This is a genomic window from Paenibacillus sp. FSL K6-3182, assembly GCF_037976325.1.
In the GTDB taxonomy this organism is placed as follows: Bacteria; Bacillota; Bacilli; order Paenibacillales; family Paenibacillaceae; genus Pristimantibacillus.
On sequence record NZ_CP150265.1, the window covers coordinates 2491175 to 2514255 of the forward strand.

Here is a 23081-nt window from a genome sequence, read left to right on the forward strand (position 1 = left end):
ATCGCGTTCAGTCCTTGCTATAGAGGTGATGATGAGGAGAAACTATGGTTTGTCGAATATTTAAATAGTTTACCATAAATGTAATAGAAGTGTTATGGTAGGCATGCCACCGCGTGGTCCATCCAGTGAATATCAGTTGGGGATTGCAGCGTTCAACATTCAAACGTAAGGCTATCGTTTTCCAAGTGGAGGATTGTTTATATGGTCAATATTCTTATTGTGGACGATGATCCTAACATTCGCGCCTTGATGCGCCTTTATTTGAAGAATGAAGGATTCAATCTGACCGAGGCGGACAACGGCATCGATGCGCATGCTATCGTCAAAGGTTCGGGAATCGATCTGGTCATCCTCGACATTATGATGCCGCAAATGGACGGATGGGATTTGTGCAGAGAAATTCGGAAAAGCGATCCCGACATTCCGCTTCTGATGGTAACGGCCAAGGGTGAATCGGGTCAAAAGATAAAAGGCTTCCAGCTCGGGACCGACGATTATATGCCGAAGCCGTTTGATCCGATTGAGCTTGTGATGCGGGTTAAAGCGTTACTGAAGCGATCCCGTATTGCCTCGTCCCAGGTCATACCGTTGGGCGAAATCGTGCTGAATCGGAAAACGTATAAGGTCATGCGGGGAGAAGAGGAATTAGCGTTGCCGCTAAAAGAATTCGAGCTGCTGTTCATGCTTGCCGGCCACCCAGGGCAGATATTTACGAGAGAGCAGCTGATCACTCAGATTTGGGGCATGGATTACGAAGGCGACGACCGAACCGTTGATGTACATATCAAGCGGCTTAGGGAACGCTTTGCCGGGGACGTCCGCCATTTTCGCATTGAAACGGCACGCAGCGTCGGCTATCGTCTGGTGGTGAATCCGGGATGAAATCGTTATACGTTCGCGTCGTGCTGACTTTTCTGGCCGCCATTGTCATCAGCTTGGTCTCATCCCTTCTTCTCGCCCTTGCTCTATTCCAGAATGATCTGAACGCTACGGGTAAAAACGATATGATCGCGGCCGGCGATCGTATAATACGCGTGTACGAGCAAACGAATCCTCCGGATTTGGATGTGTTCATGAATGACATGGCTGAATTGGTTTCCTATACCTTGCAGCTATACGACGGCAATGGCGGGATGTACTCCTATGTGCCGAGCAAGGGCAAGAAGGTCGGAGCGATTAACTCGGAATCGGTTCGCATGGTACTGCGCGGAGAACCGTACCGTTCGCATGGAAAAGATAACGGTACGTTCGTCGGCCTTCCGTTTTCTTCCGATGGAAAACATTATGCTTTATTTTTTCAGAGCTCTTCCAAGAACGAAATTACGATCTTCCGATTATTATTCACTATTCTGTTCCTCATGCTTGCGATCGGAAGCTTGTGCATTCTCATTGCTGGCAGATACCTGGTGAAGCCTCTTCAAGCGATGACGGATGCGACTAAGCGGTTGGCCAAAGGGGACTTCGAGGTTGAGTTGAAAATCATTCGCGGAGACGAGCTCGGAACTCTCTCGCGGAGCATCAACGACATGGCTAGGGAAATCAAGCAATTGGAGCGGATGCGACAGGATTTCGTATCAAACGTGTCCCATGAAATCCAATCGCCGTTAACTTCCATCTCCGGATTCGCGAAGGCGTTGAAGGATGGCAATCTGGTTATTGCGGAGGATGATCGTGTTCAATACTTGGATATAATCGTTACCGAGAGCGATAGATTATCCAGACTCAGCGATAATCTGCTGAAACTCGCGTCCCTCGAATCGGATCATCATCCGTTTGTGATGGAGTCGTATAAACTAGATGAGCAAATTCGACGAGTAATCGTCGCGTGCGAGCCGCAGTGGTCGGCCAAAAGCATTCGCGTCGACATAGAGTCCCCTTCGGGAGCCGGCGCCGATATAACGGCCGACCGGGATCAACTCAATCAAGTTTGGATGAATTTGCTTGGGAATGCCATCAAGTTCACGCCCCGCGCCGGTCAAGTTCTCATTGGGATCAGCCGGCCTCATCCTCATGAGATTGCTGTTGTTATAAGCGATTCCGGGATCGGTATTGCGCCGGACGATTTAAGCTCTATTTTCGAGCGCTTCTACAAAGCGGACAAGTCACGGGCCCAAGACCGAAGCGGCAATGGTCTCGGTCTTGCCATCTCCCACAAAATCGTTGCTCTCCATCGCGGAAGCATTGAGGTGAAGAGTACCGTCGGACTGGGCACGACATTCACCGTGATGCTTCCCGCTGCCTTGCATAACGATTCGGCCATTTGCAAATAAGTTCACGCTCCGTTCATATTTCTCCAATACACTCAGTTCGATTCACATATAACTGATCGGAGGAATAGAAACGATGAGCTTTATTCAAGATGTTATCGATTCATTGAAATGGTTGACTGTCTGGGAAATGATCTTATGTGTATTAAACTTGTTCGTTTTGCTGAGGTATGCTTGGCCCCTTCTCAAAAATAACCGCTGGTTGGATTTTATACCGAGCGCAGGTGTAATCATTGCGATTATTAGCCTTATGAATGGCGACGCCTCTATACTGGCTCTGCTGATTTACTCCTCTACGGCCATCCTATTCTTAAGTACTGCGAGAAGAGTCTTTAAACCGGCCATTAAGCCGATGTCTTCGAAATTTCGCTTTGTCATGGTTATCGTTTGCGTCCTTGGTACCCTTCCTACGCTATTGGCATTAACCGTTGCGGGAGAAGTTCGATACAATCCGGTGAGCGATTTAAGCCATATGAGCTATTCCAAAGCTTTTATCGCGATGAACGAAAGGTTGTCCGCCGAATACCCTTTCGGAGATTGGAAAAAAATCGATTGGGAAGCAAAGAAAAAGAAATACGAGCCTCTATTCCTCCAAGCGGAAATCAACCATGATCCGAACCTCTACTATAAAACTTTAAGGGATTACCTCTTTTCTTTCCGCGATGGCCATATCGAAATTGCGAATGAACATCTGTACGACGATAATAACACGTTTAAAAATGAAGTCGGCGGCGGAGTCGGAATTAGCGCCGTTCAATTGGATAACGGCAAAGTATTGGTTAGCTTACTGTTAGCTGGCAGCCCGGCTGACAAAAGCGGAATCAAGCTCGGAGCCGAAATCATGTCGTGGGACGGGAAAGACGTTCGGGAAGCATTGGACCAAACGTCATGGAGCGAGAATCCGTCGGCAACCGAAGGAGATCGGATTCAAAATCAAGGGCGTTTCTTGGCAAGAGCTCCAATCGGCAAAGAAATCGAAGTCGAATTTCGGAATTGGGATGATGAAGCGAGCAAGACTGCGACGCTTACAGCTTACGACGATCAATACGAGACCTTGAAGAAAACGAAAATTAAGCTAAAAAAAGAAGATCCTCCCGTAGAAGGCGAGATCCTTCGAGAGGAATACGGGTACGTGAAAATCAGATATTTTCTTCCCGGAACGACACAATCCGATCCCGCGCAAGTGCTGGAAGACCAATTAAAAGAGTTTCAAGAGAAACGCGTAAAGGGAATCATCATCGATCTACGGGATAATCCGGGCGGAGACGACGAACTCGTTGCCCAAATGGCAGGACATTTTGTGAACGAGAAGAAGTTCTATGAATACGTCAGTTACTACAATCGAAATACGGGACGTTTCGAAATCAACCGCGCCGAAACCAGAACCGTTCATCCTTCGCGGAGTTGCTTTCCAGGGGAAATCGCGGTCCTCATTAATTCGAACACCGCGAGCTCAGGGGAAGGATTGCCGTTGTTCTTAAAAGGAATGCAAAATGTCAAGATTATCGGCTTTGCGTCCACGAACGGTTCGTTCGGAGTCGTGTCCGCTCCTATAGAAATGAAAATGCCGGGAGGATATATCTTGCGGTTCCCGGATGGCCGATCACTTAATCAAGACAAAATGATTCAAGGCGATAGCGATGAACGCGGATTTGGCGGAGCGACTCCCGATATCACAGTTCCGATGAACGAGCAAACATTTAAGATGAAATATATCGATGGGCAGGACGTGGAATTGAATTATGCATTAGCATCTTTGAAGGAGAAAAACAAATGACCATAATCGACAAATTAGCATCGTCACTTAACCGCAAAGACGAAGGTCCTAACCAGGAGCTGGCGAAAAACATTGCCGATCGAGATGATAAAGGAGCTGTAATAGAACTAGTTGATAACTTGCATAACAATGACAAGAACATCCAAAGCGATTGCATTAAAGTTCTCTATGAGATTGGAGATCTGAGGCCATCTTTAATTGCTGAATACAGCAAAGAGCTTGTAACATTGCTTGATTATGGAAACAATCGACGAACAGCTTAAGAAATGTCCGACCAATCAGCTTCCAATGTATGCGGAGAATGCAATAGCCATCGTTAACGATAATAACAAAGCCCTTTTCATAAAGACGCTTTCCTCACGACTGGGCGATATTGATAAGGACACAAAACGAAAGCGAGTGGAGAAAGTGATTAAGAAATTGAGTTGAAGCTTAAGTGAAAAGTTATTATTCAAGGGGAGTAGCCTAACAGGCTGCTCCTTTTTTGTGAGCAAGTGGAGTTAACAATCATAGCTGAGGGGCTATCATCAAATTTTGTTGGCGATAGCGTGACAATAGATCGATCAATCTCCTTCTGGAGACCGAGCGCAAAATACATCGACTGAGGGAAGGTCATTTCTTTTGGATGGTATATGATGGAAAAATAGTGCAGCAATGGGGCGTTGCCTCCATAAGTTAACCGGTGAAACAACAAACCATGTTCTAAAAAATAGAATACGAGGAGATGAAGGTAGTGAAAAAGTTAATCGATTTCAAAAATGTAACCAAAGAATACAACATAGGTGAAGTGACGATTAAGGCGCTAGCAGGTGTTGATTTTTCCATATTAGAGGGGGAATTCGTTGTCATTTTAGGTGCAAGCGGTGCCGGCAAAAGTACGATTTTGAATATACTTGGCGGAATGGATACAGCTTCTTCTGGTCAAGTGTTTGTTGGTGGCCATGAAATCACAAGATTAGGCGAAAAAAAATTAACAGAATATCGTGGTGAGAAGGTAGGTTTTGTATTTCAATTTTATAATTTGATTCCGAATTTAAACACGCTAGAGAATGTTGAATTTGCAACGGAAGTATGTAAAAACCATTTGGATGCTAAAGATATTTTACATAAAGTGGGATTAAAAGAACGGATCAAAAACTTTCCTTCCCAGTTATCTGGAGGGGAACAGCAAAGGGTTGCTATCGCGAGAGCGGTTGCCAAAAATCCTTTACTGCTGCTTTGTGATGAGCCCACCGGAGCTTTGGATTATGTAACGGGCAAGTCTGTCTTAAAGCTTCTTCAAGATTTGAACAAAGATACGAAAAAATGCGTTGTTGTGGTCACACATAACTCTGCAATTGCTCCTATGGCTGATAAAGTCATAAAGGTTAAAAGCGGAAGGATTGAGAGCATCACTATAAATGAGGAAAAACAAAGTGTTGAAGGGATTGAGTGGTAATTATGAAATTATTTTTGAAATCAATAAGGGATATCAAACAATCGATAGGACAATTTATAGCTTTTGTTTTGGTTATCGCAGTAGGAGCTTTCTTCTATACGGGGCTTGTAACTTTAAGTGACAATCTTGGCGCGTATACGAAGGTTTATTTTAAAGAACATCATTTAAGCGACTTAAATGTATACTACAGCCAAATTTCAAGCGATGATGTGGCTCGTCTAAGCGAGATCGCAGGTATTCATAAAATAGAAGGACGGTATAGCTTTGATGCCACGCAAGCTTTTAAAGATTATAAAGCGATTTTGAAAATCCATTCGATTCCTGAAAAAAATGAAATAAATACGCCTACGATCATTACGGGCAATATCCCGTCAAAACAGGATGAAATCGTATTAGATTCCGCTTATGCCAAAGAACATCATTTTCAACTAGGTGATTCACTCAGTATTAGCAGCAATGGCAGAAGCTTTAATTTTACAATTAGCGGCTTGATTGAGAATGTTGAACATACTAAAAAGAACGAAACGCAGGACCATAAAATCAGCGGAATCGCTTATATTGCCGAAGCGGCAATTCCTGCAATCGCTGACGGCTTTTACTATAATGAAGTTATGATTGAGGCTCAAGAGGGTTACGATATAGATAAAATAGGTCAAACCATTGAGGTTCAATCCAAACAACTCCCTTATTTAACTCAAGAAACTAAAGAACGGTCTTTCAATTACTCGCAATTAAACCAAACAATACATAATAACAAATTGATGAGTAAGGTTATACCTCTTGTTCTCTTTTTAATTGAAGCAATTATTCTGTTCCTTACGATGTCGAGAATTATAGATTCACAAAGAAACCAAGTAGGCATTATGAAAGCATTAGGTGTAAAAAACAGAAATATTATGCTTCATTATATGGGCTATCCTGTGCTGGCAAGCATCATAGGATCTATCCTTGGTTTTGTCATATCCGCTATTGTATTTATTCCATTAATTACGGCGTCGAATGCAAGGGCTTACTCTATGCCTGGCATTTCATTTACACTTTCATTATTTTCTATTATTCCTCCTATTATTTTCTCCAGCGCTTTTGGAATCCTGTCATGTTATTTTAGTGGCAGAACGATATTAAATGAACGTGCTGCCCAGGCGATGCGCCCTAAACCGCCAAAGAAGATGAAGAAGCTGCTCATTGAAAAAATTCCGGGTATTTGGAGCCGAATTTCCTACAGCCATAAGCTCATTTTGAGAAATATATTTTTAAATAAACAAAAAGCTTTAGCGAGCTCCGTTGGTGTTGTTGTAAGCACTGTTTTATTGATCACTGCATTTGGCACACAAATGTCTTTGGTGAAGGTGGCTGATCAAATTGAGGATGTGTATACCTATGATTTGAGAGTCGATTATGCGGTAGGAACATCTTCTGATTCGATTAATCTCTCTTCCAATATTGCAAAAAGCCATGGATTATCTACCTTTCCTGTTGCCTTTATAAAAGAGGATGTCAAAGAAAACGCCACATTAGTGGTTACGGAAAAAGAAAACGACCTTATTCATTTCTTTGATGAAAATGATAAAAGAATTCGTTTAGAAAACAATGGTGTACTAATACCGAAATCTTACGCAGACAAGTATCAAATTGCAGAAGGCGATACGATCCAAATGGAATTTACAGCACCAGAGCTTAACCAAAAATCGGTGAACATGAAGGTTCTAAAAATATCTAATCAGTATTCGAATCCTTCGTTTTATAGCACACCCGAATATATGAATAGTTTAGGTATAGACTATCGCCCAACCTCGGTTTTAGTTAAAGCGAACAGCTCGGCGGATCTGATAAGCGTTCGTAATTTCTTTGAGCAGGATCAACGTGTAGACACCATTGCAGATAAGGATGATCTAAAGAAATCCGCGCAATATATTTTGAGGCAAAATAGTTTTGTATTCATTATGTTTATCATTTGTGCGGTCATACTCTCCTTTGGGGCTATCTATACGATATCTTCCATTAACATTTATGAAAGGATTCGTGAGCTTGCAACACTGAAGGTATTAGGCTATCAAAAAAATAAAATAAACCGGCTTATCTTCTCTGAAAATATCATTTTAACCGCCTTTGCGGTAATTGTAGCGTTACCGATCAGCGGCTATATCTACACCATTATTGTTCAGGCATTGTCGAGTCCCCATCAGCAAATCCCAGATAAATTAAACATAACGATCTTGTTAGTTTCTATTCTGCTTGCGTTCTTACTTACTACGCTTTCTAATTTACTGCTTCGGCGAAAAGTTTCTCAAATTAATATGATTGAATCATTGAAAAGTATTGAATAAAACGTATTAAGCGTTTCACTAGGTAAGGTTTTCGAAAGCTTCACAGGGCATTTATGTTAAACACGCTATAGTTTAGCGTGTTTTTTTGTGCTGTGATACCTTTTGCTAATAACGAACTCAGAGGGGACAAATGGCTATAGAAGGATAATATTAAACGATTCCGTTTTCTATGAAGTTGAAATTAAAACCCATTTACAAAGAATAAGAGATATTTATCCCTTAATAACATAATCAACCTTCTTTTTGGTTATGGAGACAACTCGTACAATAAAGGGAGAAACATATCAGATACTCGCTTTACACCGCAATTTCCCCCCCGATTTTCTTTGTGCAATCTTCTTTTCTCTTGTTCAAACGACTTAGCAGAACTATGATGTGACGGTTTTCCTTTGTTTTTATCCTTACTTTAGGAGGTGACTGGGCAGAGTCTATTTGATATTCACTTATTGAAAGCGATTTCAAAACTGAAGGAAGAGGTGTATTTAAGAAATGGTACTAGGCGGAGCATCGGTACGAAAAAGTAGTGTTATCCTGTTGGTTGCTTTTCTCATCCTCTCATTGTTTTACTCCCTAGCATTTGGTGGACAGAAGGTAGAAGCAGCTTCAAATTCAAAGATAATCGGGTATTATCCCTCTTGGGGTGCCTATGGCAGAAATTACAATGTCATGGATATGGATGTTAGCAAGGTAACTCATATTAACTATGCGTTTGCAGATATTTGTTGGAATGGCATTCACGGAAATTCAGATCCGACAGGGCCTAATCCCGTGACATGGGCTTGTCAGGACGAAGTTGGTACGATTAACGTGCCAAATGGGACAATCGTATTAGGCGATCCTTGGATCGACACAGGAAAAGCGTTCCCTGGGGATACGTGGGATAAGCCGATAAAGGGCAATCTTGGGCAGCTGATTAAGCAGAAGCAAGCTAATCCTCATTTAAAAACTATTATCTCCGTAGGCGGATGGAGTTGGTCGAACCGATTCTCTGATGTTGCGGCCAGTGCGGCCACAAGGGAGACATTCGCTAATTCAGCAGTAGACTTCCTACGAAAATATCAATTCGATGGCGTTGATCTCGACTGGGAATACCCGGTAAGCGGAGGGTTAGCTGGCAATAGCGTAAGGGCTGCTGATAAGCAAAACTATACGCTGCTGCTTCAGAAGATTCGGGAGAAGCTTAATGCTGCGGGTACGGCGGATGGTAAAACTTATCTGCTGACGATTGCCTCAGGTGCAAGTCCGACGTATGCACAAAATACCGAGCTAGGTAATATTGCTGCGATTGTCGATTGGATCAACATTATGACATATGATTTCAACGGCGGCTGGCAAACCGTAAGCGCCCACAATGCTCCACTGAACTATGATCCAGCAGCAGCAGCGGCGGGCGTTCCAAACGCGGCGACGTATAACAGTGCGTCTGGCGTGCAAGGGCACTTGGATGCCGGAGTTCCAGCTAGTAAAATTGTGTTGGGAGTCCCTTTCTATGGTCGAGGCTGGGCCAATTGTGCAGCGACCGGTAATGGGCAGTATCAAAGCTGCTCTGGCGTGCCTGCGGGTACATGGGAAGCGGGGTTATTTGATTATACAGATCTCGAAAACAACTACATTAATAAAAACGGCTACACACGTTATTGGAATGATACAGCGAAGGTACCTTACTTATATAACGCTGCTAAACGTACTTTTATCTCCTACGATGATACAGAATCACTGGGCCACAAGACAGCCTTCATTCAAAGCAAAGGGCTGGGCGGTGCCATGTTCTGGGAGTTTAGCGGTGACCGAAACAAAGTTCTATTAAACAAGCTGGCGAGCGATTTGGCAGGATCTGGTAGTGCAGACATCATTGCGCCATCGGTACCGGGCAACCTTCAATCCACTGCAAAAACATCAAATAGTGTAACATTAGCTTGGGGTGCGTCCACTGACAACGTTGGCGTGACGGGTTATACCGTGACTTATGGTTCTACAAGCGTAAACGTCACAGGAACGAGCACGACAATTAGTGGACTTGCTGCTAATACAGCCTATACGTTTACTGTGAAAGCGAAGGATGCGGCTGGCAATATTTCGGGAGCGAGCAATGCACTTCCAGTAACAACGAATCCAGCTGCGGGAGATACAACCTCGCCAACAGCGCCAACGAATCTTCAAGTCACAGCCAAAACATCCTCCAGCGTCAATCTTTCATGGACGGCATCTACCGACAACGTCGGCGTAACCGGTTATACCGTGACTTATGGTTCTACCAACGTGAACGTTACGGGAACGAGCACGACAATTAGCGGTCTTGCCGCAAGTACGGCTTATACATTTACTGTAGTGGCGAAAGATGCCGCGGGCAATGTTTCGAGCGGCACATCGATTGCTGCTACGACTGATGCAAACGGTGGAACGGTAAATGCTTGGGCACCTAATGTAAGCTACAAAGCAAACGATCTCGTTACTTACGGAGGCAAAACCTATTATTGTATTCAGCCTCATACATCATTAGCTGGCTGGGAACCATCGAATGTGCCAGCATTATGGGGTTTGAAATAAGCAAGAGCAGCCGCCCTGCCTAAGGGCGGCTTTTTTTATTTTTTAAACGCTTAATAAAAGGAATAATAAGTTAATTATTTATTCATTTCAAATAGAATTAGGGAAGGTAAACTAGCATGCGTGTCGAAAATAGCGTAGAGAGTTTTCAAAGAGGTGATTTGCAATTTACACATTAATGGATAAGTGGTTTGTTTCACTAGGATTGGCGATAGTGCTGACCTGTTCTTTTAAAATATTGGAGTTCATCATTTCAAGGGCTTTAACGAAGACGAAAATTAATCATTTTAAAAGAAATACCGTATATGTATGGGGATTTTTCGCCATCGCAGCAGCTTGTTTTTATGAGGAGAATTATGTTTTTAATCTGCCTATTAATTTTACAATGGTATTATCGTTGACTGCTGTTGTATTCATTGCGAATGTAATCGTCTCACGACACTCTGGATATCGTCTGGAAAGTAAATTTAATAGGATTAATTTTATAATTGCGTATCCGATTATCGAAGAAATCATATTTAGAGGTCTAATGCTTCCGATCCTGAACCAAGCATTCGTAGCGGCATCATCCTATGAACTATTTTATCTTCCGGTCACACTCCCAATCCTCATTTCCTCCTTATTATTTGCAGTCTCGCATTTGCAATACTATACATTAAACAAATTAAGTGTAAGGTTTATGTTCTTTGCTTTCATAGGTGGAATCATATTTGGAACCATTGCAGACATCACACAATCCATATTCATTCCTGTATTACTGCATATTCAGTATAATTTGCTATCTGTCTATTACTCTAGAAAAGTGAAAATATAGCAACTAATTTAATGTTGTTTACAAGCGGAAGGAAGGCGCATCGCTAGTCACGCTGAGGGTTTCCATCACTATGTTTAACGGGACGCTCAGCGCATACATCATTCCACTAGTTTATGAATGGTTTTTCCATCACAGAGTCCTCATTCAAAAATAAGAGGAAACATCTTATATAAGGAGAAGCCATGATGAAAAATTGGAACGACTACTTGCTGAAGAGTAAAATGTTCATCGTCTTCTCCGCGGTATCGCTGTTCATCGTCATGCTGACCTGTATTATTTTCTACTATAAAAATGTAAACGATATCAAAAATCAAACGTTAGCGCTTTCCGACACGATTTCTCGGCAGTTCAGCCGAACCTTCGAGCTGTATATTCAGGATATGGAGAAGCTCTCCGTGTCTATTATTGGCGATCCTATTATTCAAGAAAGCTTAATTGATCATTATGGAATTCCGGAACCCGTTACGCAGAACCAAATTGAACTGACGATCAACAATAGATTGTTCACTCATCTTCAGCCGCGCCCTCAGCTCCAGAGCATCTATATTTTCACCACGGACGACATCGCTTATTTTGTATCAAAGGCGGGGGGACCTAAGATAAGCTTCAATCTTCAAAGCGAGAGCTGGTATCAGAATCGACTGGATATGCCTGGAGTCAAATTTCTGCTGCTGCCCGTCACAGCGGAGAATACGGGCGGTGATCGTGAAGCTCAGGTGATATCCTTCGTACGGAATATCAGCCGCATTCCATACCTTGATGTTTTGGGATATATGAAAATTAATATTAACGTAAATGTCATCAAGGACATGCTCGTCAATTCCGACAGCAACGACGTTGAACGGAATATGAGAGCGTTCATCATTACCGATGAAGGCAGCGTCGTCTATGACGACAGGAATGAGCTGACGGGCAGCAATGACACTGGAATTGATCTTTCCATCTTCCAGGGCAATCATGAATCGAATGAGGTGGTGTGGAACGGCGAGAGCTATATCTATACAACGTCGAAATCCTCCTATACAAAATGGAATACATTGATTCTAATTCCGAACGAATTCCTGCTGTCCAAGCAGAAACATTCTACTTATATTCTTTTTCTCGTTGGCCTGCTCGCGATGGGTCTAATTGCGTTTGTGTCCTATGTGCTGTCTTATCAGATGACGCTTCCGCTCCGTAATTTGATGAAAAAGATGGCGCGTGTCGAGCAGGGGGATTTAAGCCAGAGAATGGAGGTGACCGGCAACAATGAGATCGGCCGTCTGAGCCGTATCTACAACAACATGCTGGATAGTATCACACGCTTAATTAGTGAAGTGTACACATCCAAACTGGCGGAGAAGAATGCGCAGCTATCGGCACTGCAGGCGCAGATCAACCCTCATTTTTTGTATAACACGCTTAACATTATGAAGTCTATCAGCAGGGTTCGAGGCATCGAAGAGGTTGCGGAAATGGCAGAATCGCTGGCTGAGCTGTTCAAATACAGTATGACAAATCTTCATCATCCTATCCCGCTGCATGACGAGATGGAGCATATAAGCAATTACATGAATATTCAGCAGCATCGATTCGGCAATCGATTTGAGTTCAATATGGAAGTGCCGGAAGCGCTGCTGCAAGCATCGGTGCTGAAGCTTACCGTTCAGCCGCTAATTGAGAACGCAATCGTTCACGGACTGAGCAAGGTCAAGTCAGGCGGTCGAATCGACATCGCTGTTAAGAGGCTTGGCAGTGAGCTGATTATCGAAGTGTCCGACAACGGCTGTGGTATTGAAGAGGAACGCATCCACATGCTGCGCCGAAGGTTGGAGAGAGTACAGGCGGTGGACGCTTACGACGAGGAGGGGCAGGGGATAGGCCTGTCCAATATCGCACAGCGAATCAAGCTGTTCCATGGTGTCAAATATGGAGTAGAGCTGATAAGTTCCCCTGACCGTGGAACGACGGTTAGGTTGACGTTCCCGTATGAACAATTCGTCAAGGTGAAGGGAGAGGCCGACTGATGAATATATTTTTGGTAGAAGACGAGCGGTGGGCGCTTGCGGAGCTCGAGGCCCTCTTTAAGCGATACGAGCCGCAGCATCGTGTGCTTGCGTTCGAGAACGGGGAAGATGCGCTGGAAGCAGCGAGATCCGTAGTCCCGCATCTGGTGTTGACCGACATTACAATGCCGGGCATTGACGGTGTGGAGCTGCTGGCCGAGCTTGGCCGCAGCCATCCGGACACCAAAGGTATTATTCTCAGTGTCCATGATGATTTTGCTTATGCACAGCGGGGAATGCAAACTGGCGTGACGGACTACTTGCTGAAGCCTGTTAAGAAAGAGACCCTTTACAAGGCGGTTGACCGCTTGCTTGCGCGTATTGAAGACGAGTCGCGCAGCCGGATCGACCGTGTTGCGTGGTCACTTCTTCAGCGGCTGCTGGCGGCGGATGCGATGGAGCATGTTAAGCCAGCCGAAGCAGAGCAGCAGCGTATGTTCATGGTGCTGCTGCTTCTGGAGAACTGGGCATCGCCGCTTACTTGGAAGGATGCTGGGCTTGAGGCATCGGATATTCTCTCGCATTTCGGTAGCGTCTTGAACAAGGAGCGGGATAGTCATTGCATTACGATCGACGGCCGCCGCAGAGTTCTGCTGCTGCCCGCTGGGAATGAAGCATTTACGCAGTCGCTAAAGACAAAGCTTCAATCGCTCTTCCAATATGTGAACACCCATGGCATTCTTCTCCATGTGAGCTTCACAATAAAGAAAGAGCACGAGAGCCTGAATCGCAGCTTCATTCGTCTTGGCAAGCAGCTTGAAGAGCATTTGCGAATCGGCGAGCCGACCTTGGCATCACCGGATATGAAGCTGGCTGTGCCTGATATTTCCGAAATATGGGTAAAAGCGCGTGCACTGCAAGCACAGGTTAAAGCGGGCGATATGGCAAGAGGACGAGAAACGATATCGCGTATCGTCAAGGGACTGCAGTACAAAGAGGTCACCCAAAAGCAGCTGGTACAGTTTGCTAGTGATTTGTTCTATTCGTTGAAGTTTAATTTGCAAGCAGAATCATCGATTCTACTACAAGAGGATATGAGCCTGCTGCTCGAAGTGACCGACTATGAGCCAATCAAGGAATGGCTTACGGCAGCAGTATTCGGGATTGCAGGGAAACACACATCAAAGGAACAGAAACCAAAAGGGCTCATTCCGGTGTTGATGAACTGGATTCATGCCAACTATCAAGGCGACCTTTCCCTTCAGCAGTTTGCTTCTGATCATCATGTCAGTCTTGGACATTTATCCAGATTGTTCAAAAGCCAAACTGGCTATACCTTCTCCGATTACGTGAGCGGTTACCGAATCAGCAAAGCAAAGGAGCTGCTAGCCGACGGCACGTCGCGTCCGTCTGAAGTCGGCGAGCTGGTAGGTTACGACGATGCCAAACATTTCTCTCATTTGTTTAAGAGAACAACAGGCGAAACACCGACCGCCTTCGCAAAACGCAAAATGAGCGAATGATCCAAGTGCAAGCAAGCAGTTAGATGATATGCGGGCGATGCACTCTCGCAAGCTGGATGTCTCTTCGCCCGTACCACTTCCTGTTGTTAAAAGGAAAAATTCCCCCCTTAAAATAGCAAATGAGCAGGTATTCATCAAAAATGTAAACCCTTAGACTGAAAATACGAGGGAACCCGGGCCCTTGGAACGGAAGCTCGCTCTTTATGGAAGCGTATTCATCACATTGTAACTTACAGCATCAGTGATGCAAAAAAGAGGCAACGATGGACGGCTGCCGAAAGGAGCAAGGGTCCATACCTACAAAGGGAGGCTGCAGAACGATGAAACGAACGACTGGCCAAACACTCGCATTTGTGACAAGCGTGATGATGATTTTGCTGCTGCTCGCTGGATGCGGCAGCAGCAACAACACCCCCTCTGCGACGAAGAACAACACCGGCGCTGCGAACGGGAAAACGGACACGACAAGCGAACCTGCAGCGAAAACGACCTTAACGCTGATGGTAGGCAATTCAGGCACAACGCTCGAAGCGCTCAAGGCTGTTGCCACTGAAGCGGAGAAAAAGCTGAATATCGCCATTGAGTATGACATCAAACCGGATGGCACGGAAGGCGACAACCTGGTCAAGACGCGCCTAGCAACAGGAGATATGTCCGACCTTCTTGTTTATAATACGGGCTCGCTGCTGAAGGCAGTTAATCCGGTGGATAACTTTCTCGACCTGACGAATGAATCGTTTATGGCGGACGTGCTTGATTCCTTCAAAACGGTAGTTACGGTCGATGGCAAGGTGTACGGTGCGCCCGTCGGATCAAGCTCCGCAGGTGCGATACTTTACAACAAGAAGGTGTACGGTGAGCTCGGATTAACCGTCCCGCAAACATGGACCGAATTCATGGCGAACAATGAGAAGATCAAAGCTGCGGGCAAAACCGCTGTTATCGCGTCCTACAAGGATACTTGGACGTCCCAGCTGTTTGTTCTAGGTGATTACTACAACCTGCAGGCGCAGGTTCCGAATTTCGCAGACGATTACACGAACAACAAGGCGAAGTACGCAACGACACCAGCTGCACTGCGCAGCTTCGAAAAGACGGAGGAACCGTTTAAAGCAGGCTACATGAATAAGGACTTCCTAGCTACAACGTATGACGTTGCTTTGAAAATGCTTGCCGATGGCACAGGTGTACACTATCCGATGCTGACTAGCGCACTTGATTCCATTTTGCAAAATAGCCCGGACAAGATCAATGACATCGGCGTTTTCCCAATCCCGAGCGACAGCGCAGATGTCAACGGACTGACGGTATGGATGCCGAGCGGTCTGTACATCAACAAGAACAGCAAGAAAGTAGAAGCCGCCAAGAAGTTCGCGGAATATTTCGTATCTAAGGAAGGCCAAGACATATTTGCCTCCAAAGTCAAGGCGGCTGGCCCCAATGTGATTAAAGGAATTGAGCTCCCTGACGATGCTTACGAGGGTGTCAAAGAAATGCAGAAATACTTCGATGAAGGCAAGACGGCACCTGCGCTGGAGTTCGTATCGCCGGTCAAAGGCCCGAACCTTGAGAACCTCACTGTCGCTGTTGGCAGCGGCATCACCTCCGCGCAGAAGGGCGCCGAGGATTATGACAAAGACGTACTGAAACAAGCGCAGCAGTTAAATCTACCGGGCTGGTAGAACGCCCGCCGCATGCGGGAATTCTAGTTGAAGACGGGACTCCGTACAAGAAGCTGCGGGGTCCGTTTTCTCCGGAAAGAAGGGGAGAGCCATGACCAAGCTGACGATTCGGACTTACTCTTATTTATTTCTTATTCCCGCATTTCTGATCTACTTCGTCTTTTACTTGCTGCCAACGGTATTATCGCTCTTCTTCAGTATGACGCGTTGGACGCTCACCGATTGGAATTACATCGGCTTCGACAACTATGTCACTTTTTTCTCAGAGACGGCGCTCAGCATCGGCTTCCGAAACACGTTAATTTATGCGGTTGTAACCTGCGGCCTCAAGGTCATCCTTGGCCTATTGCTTGGTGCGTTTCTCACTTCTACCGTTTTATTTAAAAACTATTTGCGTTCTGTTATTTTCTTCCCAACACTGCTTAGCACGATCGCGGTCGGAATCGCCTTCTCAATTATGATGCATCCTTCGCAAGGGCTGATCAATACAAGTCTGGCTGTATTTGGTATTGACGGACCCGATTGGCTTGGCAATACAAAGATTGCGCTGTTGTCTGTTGCCTTAGTAGACGTATGGAAAGGTATAGGCGTTGCTACCGTTATTTATATCGCAGGCATTTCAGCCATTCCAGGCGAATATTACGAAGCGCTCAAAATCGATGGCGGGAGCAGCATGAACGCATTCCGGTATATTACCGTTCCCTTAAGCAGACCGGCGATGAATTCGGTCATTATACTCTCATTCATCGGAGGGCTCCGTTCCTTCGACCTGATCTGGGCCATGACGAAGGGGGGGCCGGGTTTCACGACCGACCTGATCGCCTCGATCATATACAAGCAGTATCAAGCGGGTTTTTATGGCCTAGCAACTGCGGGCAACGTCATCTTGTTTGTCGGTGTGTCACTGCTGGCGTTTCCTTTGTATAAGTACCTGACGAAAAGTGAGGTGCACTTATGAGCAGCGAAATGAGCCGAGTGATGAATAAAGGCGTGGGCAAACCGCTGAACCGCGGCGAAAACAGGGGGATAAGCAGCGCAGCTAAGAGGATTATCGTTGCCGCGTTCTCGCTGATGCTCAGCACCGCCATTTTTTGGATTCCTTTTTATTTTGTCATTATCAACTCTTTTAAAAATCAAGCCGAATCTGCACTTATGAATATGTCGTGGCCGAAATCATTTCATATTTTGGAAAATTACAGGGATGTGTTGACTGCTGCCGATCATATGCTTGTCCGCGCTTTTTATAACAGCATGCTGCTTACGGTATTATCGATCACTGTACTGATCATCGTCAGCGCGATGGCCGGATTTGTACTGCATCGCAGAGAAGGGGGGCGCTTTTCTTCCTTCTTAAACTTTCTAGTTTTGGCAGGTTTGATGATTCCGCCGGCGATCGTGCCTACGATCTGGGTACTCGACTCGATCGGCCTGTTCAAGACGCTGGCAGGCATCACTTTCGTGGAGGTTGCGCTGCACTTTCCGTTTGCAGCTATTTTGTACAAAGCGTTTGTGGCAACGCTGCCGCGTGAAATTGATGAGAGCGCCTTGATTGACGGCGCGGGCGGCGGGCGGCTGTTCTTTAGTATTATTTTTCCTCTGCTAAAGCCCGTTACTTCAACCATCATTGTGCTTGAATCGATAAACGTATTTAATGACTTTGTTAATCCGCTTTACTTCTTCCCAGGTTCCTCCAACGCGACGGTGCAATTGACGCTGTACAACTTCATGAGCCGGTTCACGACATCGTGGAATTTGTTATTTGCCGATATTGTTCTGATCTCTATTCCGATGCTCATTCTGTTCATTTTCTTCAACAAAAAAATTGTAGCCGGCATGACAGCGGGGGCTATTAAGGGATAATCAAGCATGGACTGCACTGCTTGTGCACGAACGAAATCATTGTAAGGTAATTGATTTTGTCCTCATTCAGAGAGCCGCAGTCATTAGGATTGCGGTTTTTTTAGGATGCTTGGGGTGAATCGGTCGCTGCAAATCCCACTTCGTGAGAACGTTGATCGACCTAAGCTTACCAGCTGTTTGGTGTAGATCCTAAACCAAGCCTCTCCTTTTTTAAAAGCAGTCTCGATCGGAAAGGTTTTTGTCCCGAACCGCCATGATTTGGACAGAAGGAGACAGTATGATGAACTTATAAAGCGTTTACAACTATGACGGCTTGGCGATTAGGCTATCGATATGATCTAGGAATTTCATTATCCAATTCAGAGGACGAAAGGAAGTTGAATATGGCGGTCAAAATCGGAATTGTAGGCATGAACGGGATCGGCAACAACCATGCGAACTGTTACAAGGAGGATGAACTGGCTGATGTCGTAGCGGTATGCGATGTCATTAAGGAGCGCGCCGACGCAGCTGCGGAGAAACACGGTGTAAAGGCGTACTATACGCTTAAGGACATGATCGAGAACGAGCCTGATATTCAGGTGATCGATGTGACGACAGGCGGCATTGACAACGGCAGCTGGCATTTTGAACCGGCGATGGAAGCGATGTCTTACGGAAAGCACGTGCTCGTGGAGAAGCCGCTGTGCAACGATGTGCGTGAAGGCCGCGAGATGGTGGCATTTGCTGAGAAGCAGAAGGTGTATCTAGGCTGCAATTTGAACCATTACTTTACGCCGCCGGCGGAGAAGGCGAAGCAATATATGGAGAGCGGAGAGGTGGGCGAATTAATTTATTGTCTGGCAAAAATGGGCTTCAACGGCGGCGAGCTCAACTATGCGCTTGCCAGCTCGGATAAAGTGAAAGGCCACCCTTACTTCCATATGCGGGCGTTCCTGACCCACCCATTCAGTGTTATGCGCCATTTCTGCGGCGATATTACGCACATCCAGACGTTCTCCGACCGTCCAGGCTTCCGCCGGAGCGCAGGCGATGTTATGGTGTCCATCAACAGTATCCATATGAAGTTCGCAAACGGTGCAGTTGGCTATTTATTGAGTCAGCGCGGCGATGCGGTCTACGGACTAGGCGGCTGGTGGAGTCTTGAGGTTGGGGGCTCGAAGGGGACATTCACCATTGAGAACTGCGTCGAGAAAGTGTCGTTCTGGAAAGCGGAAAAGGGCATTCCAGCGATCAGCGTTCCGATTGAGCCTGAAGTGACGGATTTCGGAACAAATGATTTCAACCGGACTTTCAACCATCGTCTGCATGCATTTCTGGAGGATGTTGACAACAAGGTATCTCCGGATGCGCTGCGCGCCAGCGGACGCGATGCACTTGCTGTGCTGGAGTATGTGCATGCAGTACAGGAATCGTATGAACGTGGGGGAGAAGTCGTTCGTCCTCAGCCACTGCCGCCGCTGCACGGTGATCCGTTTTATCTGAAATAATCTCAGTAAGATAGCGCGTTGCTATTTTGTTGCTTGCGATTTCTATGAAGGTATCGCTGGAACATGAACTAATACATGTTTTACTAATCCATTATTCAGGAGGGCTCATACATGATTAAACTGGGTGTCAATTCCGTACTGTTCAAAGAGTTCGACTTCGCTGAAGCGGCGAAGCATATTGCGGCCTGCGGCTACGATGGTGTAGAGATTGCCGCTATTCAAGGCATGTGCGAGCATCTGGATCTCAGCCGCTGGAAGCAGCAGAAGAGTGAGCTGCAGGCGATTGTGCAGGAAAACGGCCTAACATTTCTGTCGACTGAGGTTGCATCGCTCAATGAGGAGCGGCTGCTCCCAGCGTTCGAAGCTGCCGCTGAAATTGGTATTCCAATCGTAAACGTTGGTCCTGGCGGAAAGCTGGGTGTCGAAGAAGACCTGCAGGCATCTATCGAGATGCTTGCGCGGATGGCAGAGAGAGCGGCTTCGTATGGCATCACGCTCTGCGTTAAAGCTCATGTCGGCAATGCCATTCACAATACGCCGACCACGCTGCGAGCGATGGACTCGATCATCTCCCCCGCGTTCGGCATCGACATGGACCCGAGCCATATCCACCGTGCCGGCGAAAATGCGGAGAAAGCGCTCCCCGCTGTGCTTAGTCGCGTAAAGCATGTTCATATCCGTGACTGCAAAGGACGGGAGCAGGGACCTGGCCCGATCATGCTTCAGGCGTGCGGACGGGGCGACATCGATCTATATGGCTACTGCAAAGCGATGGTGGATGGAGGTTACGACGGACCGGTCGTCGTTGAGGTCATTGGTGCTTCACCTGAGCATACGCTTGCGCAGGTATCCATCGTAGCCGCTGAGTCGTACGGCTATCTAAATGCGGTTCTTAAACAGCTGAACGCGCGATAAAAGCATTATTTTCATCCAAAAGGAGGATTTCAAAATGACTAATAAGAAACCAAATATTCTACTGTTCGGCATAGATAGCCTTCGTCGGGATCATATGAGTGCGTATGGTTATTCGAGGCTGACTACTCCGCATCTGGACAAAATTGCTGCCGAGGGCGTTCTATATGAGAAACATTTCAGCCCGGGCATTCCGACAACGCCTGCTTATGCATCGATGCTGACGGGTATGGATGTGTTCGGAACCGACGTTGTGGCGCTGCGCCACGAAGGACCGCTTGGCAGTCACGTGAAGACGCTGCCTGAGCTGCTTGCGGAGAACGGCTATAACACATCATGTGTCGGCTTCACGGGCAATCCATCATCACGCGGTTTCCAAACATATCTCGATTATGAATCTTGGGTGCCTGACGAGTCGGGGCGTACGCCTAAGGCGCAAAATCTAAACGATGTCGCTATTCCAGAGCTGGAGCGGCTGGCGGCAGAGGATAAGCCGTTTCTGCTGTTCATGCGGCATATGGATCCGCATTCGCCTTATTTGCCGCCTGCGCCGTTCGAGCGGATGTTCTACGGCAAGGACGAGAAGGACCCAGCCAACGACTCCATGGAGCCGGTTTATAATTTCAAGCCGTTCGCCGACTTCTTGAAGTCATGGATTCCGGAAGGCGTCACTGATGAAGCCTATGTTGGTGCGCAATATGATGGTGCAATCGCTTATATGGATGCTTGTATCCAAGGTATCTTCGAGAAGCTGAACGCGCTGGGCTTAGAGGAAGAGACGCTTGTCGTTATTACGTCGGATCACGGCGAGACGCTGTATGAGCACGACTGTTATTTTGATCATCACGGCCTGTATGATTGTACGCTTGTTGTGCCGCTTATTATTAAGTTTCCGGGGCGATTGCCTGCGGGAAAACGGGCTCAGGATGTGTCGGTCATCTCGGATATTATGCCGACGCTGCTGCAGTTGATTGGCATCGACAGCGGCATTTCCTTCGACGGCCGCAGCCTGCTTGAGCCGGTTGCGAGCGAAGATTCAGAGCGGATAAGCGAGCTGTATCTGACGGAATGTACGTGGATGCGCAAGCACGGCTGGCGCACACCGGAATGGAAGCTGATCCGCTCGCTTGAGCCGGACTTCCACTTTAAGCCGGAGGTAGAGCTGTACAATCTGATCCAAGATCCAGAAGAAAACAACAATGTGGCGGAGCAGCAGCCGGAAGTTGTTGCACTGCTTACGAAGCGGATGGAGGATCATATTGCAAAACGTGAAGAGCAGACGGGTCGTACGAATCCCATCTATACGAATCTGAACTGGCATGGCAAAGGCCAGACGTTCACCTCGTCTGAGCAGGCATACGAGTCACTGCATATCGGCAATATTATTGGCGCGCGCTCCCTTCAATCCAAGGAGGAGGCGGCATCCAAATGATTCGGGTTGCTGTCGTTGGTGTCAATCATATTGGGAAAATCCATTGCCGCGCTTATCGGCAGCATCCAGACACGGAGCTTGCGGCTGTCTGTGATCTGATGCTAGAACGCGCGGAATCAGCTGGTCTTGAACATGGCGTTCCTGCGTATACCGACCTGAGAGAGCTGCTGGCTAAAGAACAGATCGATCTAGTCGTCGTAGCGACAGCGGGGGTTGAGAAGGGCAGTCATCATTTTGAACCCGCGATGATTGCGATCGATGCTGGCAAGGACGTCCATGTAGAAAAGCCGATTTCTAATCGGATCGAGGAAGCGAGGACGCTGGTTGCTGCCGCCCGGGAACGGGGCGTCCGGCTCGCTTGTAATTTGAATCATCGATTTACGCCGGCTGCTAACAAAGCGAAAGAGCTGATGGAAGCTGGCAAGCTAGGCTCTCTTCTCTTTGTCAATATGCGGCTAACGATTCAGAACCCGCAGGAGGATACGGAATGGCTGCACATGCGTGCTCTGCATCCTCACTCCATCGATGTCATGCGGTATTTTGCCGGTGATATTAAGCGGGTTCAAGCGTTCATGACCAAGGCGCCGGGACGGCAGAGCTGGTCGACCGCATCCGTCAATGTGACGTTTGCATCAGGTGCGGTTGGCCACTTAACCGGCAGCTACGACATGTCGATGCGGCATCCCATTGAATATTGCGAAGTCGCAGGTAATGAAGGCCGGTTTGTTATCGACAACGTTTACGAAAGCATGACGTATTATCCGCATCACTCCGATGAGCTGCTCGTTGTACGCAACTCGCTGTTTGGCGGGATGCAGGGCTTCAATGATACGTTTACCCATCGGATCAATCGATTCATCGAGCAGGTCAAAGCAGGCGATGCGCCGGAGAAGATCGAGGCGTCAGGAGCGGATGCGCTTGCCGCACAGGAAGTTATTGAAGCCGCAATTCGTTCGCATCAGTCCGGCGGGATGCCCATTGACGTGCCTGCAATCGGATAAGCGACCGAACTTGGCGAGAGGAGAGGACA

17 protein-coding genes are annotated in these 23081 nt (G+C 46.7%); all 17 read left to right on the forward strand.

Annotation, left to right across the window (positions count from 1 at the left end; genetic code table 11):
* Window positions 1–201 precede the first annotated feature (201 nt).
* On the forward strand, window positions 202–882 hold the full coding sequence (locus MHH56_RS10615) for a response regulator transcription factor (RefSeq protein ID WP_339208132.1): 681 nt from the start codon (window positions 202–204) through the stop codon (window positions 880–882).
* Complete coding sequence (locus tag MHH56_RS10620) at window positions 879–2270, forward strand: HAMP domain-containing sensor histidine kinase (RefSeq protein WP_339208133.1); 1392 nt, start codon at window positions 879–881, stop codon at window positions 2268–2270. Before MHH56_RS10615 ends, MHH56_RS10620 begins: the two co-directional genes overlap by 4 nt.
* A gap of 73 nt (window positions 2271–2343) precedes the next feature.
* Window positions 2344–4044 (forward strand): S41 family peptidase, encoded by a 1701-nt coding sequence (locus MHH56_RS10625; protein WP_339208135.1) that lies wholly within the window; start codon window positions 2344–2346, stop codon window positions 4042–4044.
* Window positions 4041–4307 carry a hypothetical protein gene (locus MHH56_RS10630; RefSeq protein WP_339208136.1) on the forward strand — a complete coding sequence of 89 codons (267 nt, stop codon included), beginning with the start codon at window positions 4041–4043 and terminating at the stop codon, window positions 4305–4307. The genes MHH56_RS10625 and MHH56_RS10630 overlap by 4 nt, the downstream gene beginning before the upstream one ends.
* Window positions 4308–4777: 470 nt before the next feature.
* Window positions 4778–5482: an ABC transporter ATP-binding protein gene (locus tag MHH56_RS10635; protein WP_339208137.1), complete on the forward strand. Its 705-nt coding sequence runs from the start codon at window positions 4778–4780 to the stop codon at window positions 5480–5482.
* A 2-nt stretch (window positions 5483–5484) separates the two neighbouring features.
* Window positions 5485–7809 (forward strand): ABC transporter permease, encoded by a 2325-nt coding sequence (locus MHH56_RS10640; protein WP_339208138.1) that lies wholly within the window; start codon window positions 5485–5487, stop codon window positions 7807–7809.
* A 489-nt stretch (window positions 7810–8298) separates the two neighbouring features.
* Window positions 8299–10356: a glycosyl hydrolase family 18 protein gene (locus MHH56_RS10645; RefSeq protein WP_339208139.1), complete on the forward strand. Its 2058-nt coding sequence runs from the start codon at window positions 8299–8301 to the stop codon at window positions 10354–10356.
* Window positions 10357–10531: 175 nt separating this feature from the next.
* Complete coding sequence (locus MHH56_RS10650) at window positions 10532–11167, forward strand: CPBP family intramembrane glutamic endopeptidase (protein ID WP_339208140.1); 636 nt, start codon at window positions 10532–10534, stop codon at window positions 11165–11167.
* A gap of 182 nt (window positions 11168–11349) precedes the next feature.
* Window positions 11350–13173: a sensor histidine kinase gene (locus tag MHH56_RS10655; RefSeq protein WP_339208141.1), complete on the forward strand. Its 1824-nt coding sequence runs from the start codon at window positions 11350–11352 to the stop codon at window positions 13171–13173.
* On the forward strand, window positions 13173–14675 hold the full coding sequence (locus tag MHH56_RS10660) for a response regulator (protein WP_339208142.1): 1503 nt from the start codon (window positions 13173–13175) through the stop codon (window positions 14673–14675). Before MHH56_RS10655 ends, MHH56_RS10660 begins: the two co-directional genes overlap by 1 nt.
* A 320-nt stretch (window positions 14676–14995) precedes the next feature.
* A complete protein-coding gene (locus MHH56_RS10665) occupies window positions 14996–16357 on the forward strand; it encodes an extracellular solute-binding protein (protein ID WP_339208143.1) in 1362 nt (453 codons plus the stop codon).
* 91 nt (window positions 16358–16448) lie between these two features.
* Window positions 16449–17315, forward strand: coding sequence for a sugar ABC transporter permease (locus MHH56_RS10670; RefSeq protein WP_339208144.1), 867 nt, complete (start codon window positions 16449–16451; stop codon window positions 17313–17315).
* A complete protein-coding gene (locus MHH56_RS10675; protein WP_339208145.1) occupies window positions 17312–18217 on the forward strand; it encodes a carbohydrate ABC transporter permease in 906 nt (301 codons plus the stop codon). The genes MHH56_RS10670 and MHH56_RS10675 overlap by 4 nt, the downstream gene beginning before the upstream one ends.
* A 305-nt stretch (window positions 18218–18522) precedes the next feature.
* Window positions 18523–19707, forward strand: coding sequence for a Gfo/Idh/MocA family oxidoreductase (locus tag MHH56_RS10680; protein WP_339208146.1), 1185 nt, complete (start codon window positions 18523–18525; stop codon window positions 19705–19707).
* Window positions 19708–19818: 111 nt separating this feature from the next.
* A complete protein-coding gene (locus tag MHH56_RS10685; protein ID WP_339208147.1) occupies window positions 19819–20622 on the forward strand; it encodes a sugar phosphate isomerase/epimerase in 804 nt (267 codons plus the stop codon).
* A 34-nt stretch (window positions 20623–20656) separates the two neighbouring features.
* A complete protein-coding gene (locus MHH56_RS10690; protein ID WP_339208149.1) occupies window positions 20657–22051 on the forward strand; it encodes a sulfatase in 1395 nt (464 codons plus the stop codon).
* A complete protein-coding gene (locus tag MHH56_RS10695; protein ID WP_339208151.1) occupies window positions 22048–23052 on the forward strand; it encodes a Gfo/Idh/MocA family oxidoreductase in 1005 nt (334 codons plus the stop codon). Before MHH56_RS10690 ends, MHH56_RS10695 begins: the two co-directional genes overlap by 4 nt.
* The last annotated feature ends 29 nt before the right edge of the window (window positions 23053–23081 follow it).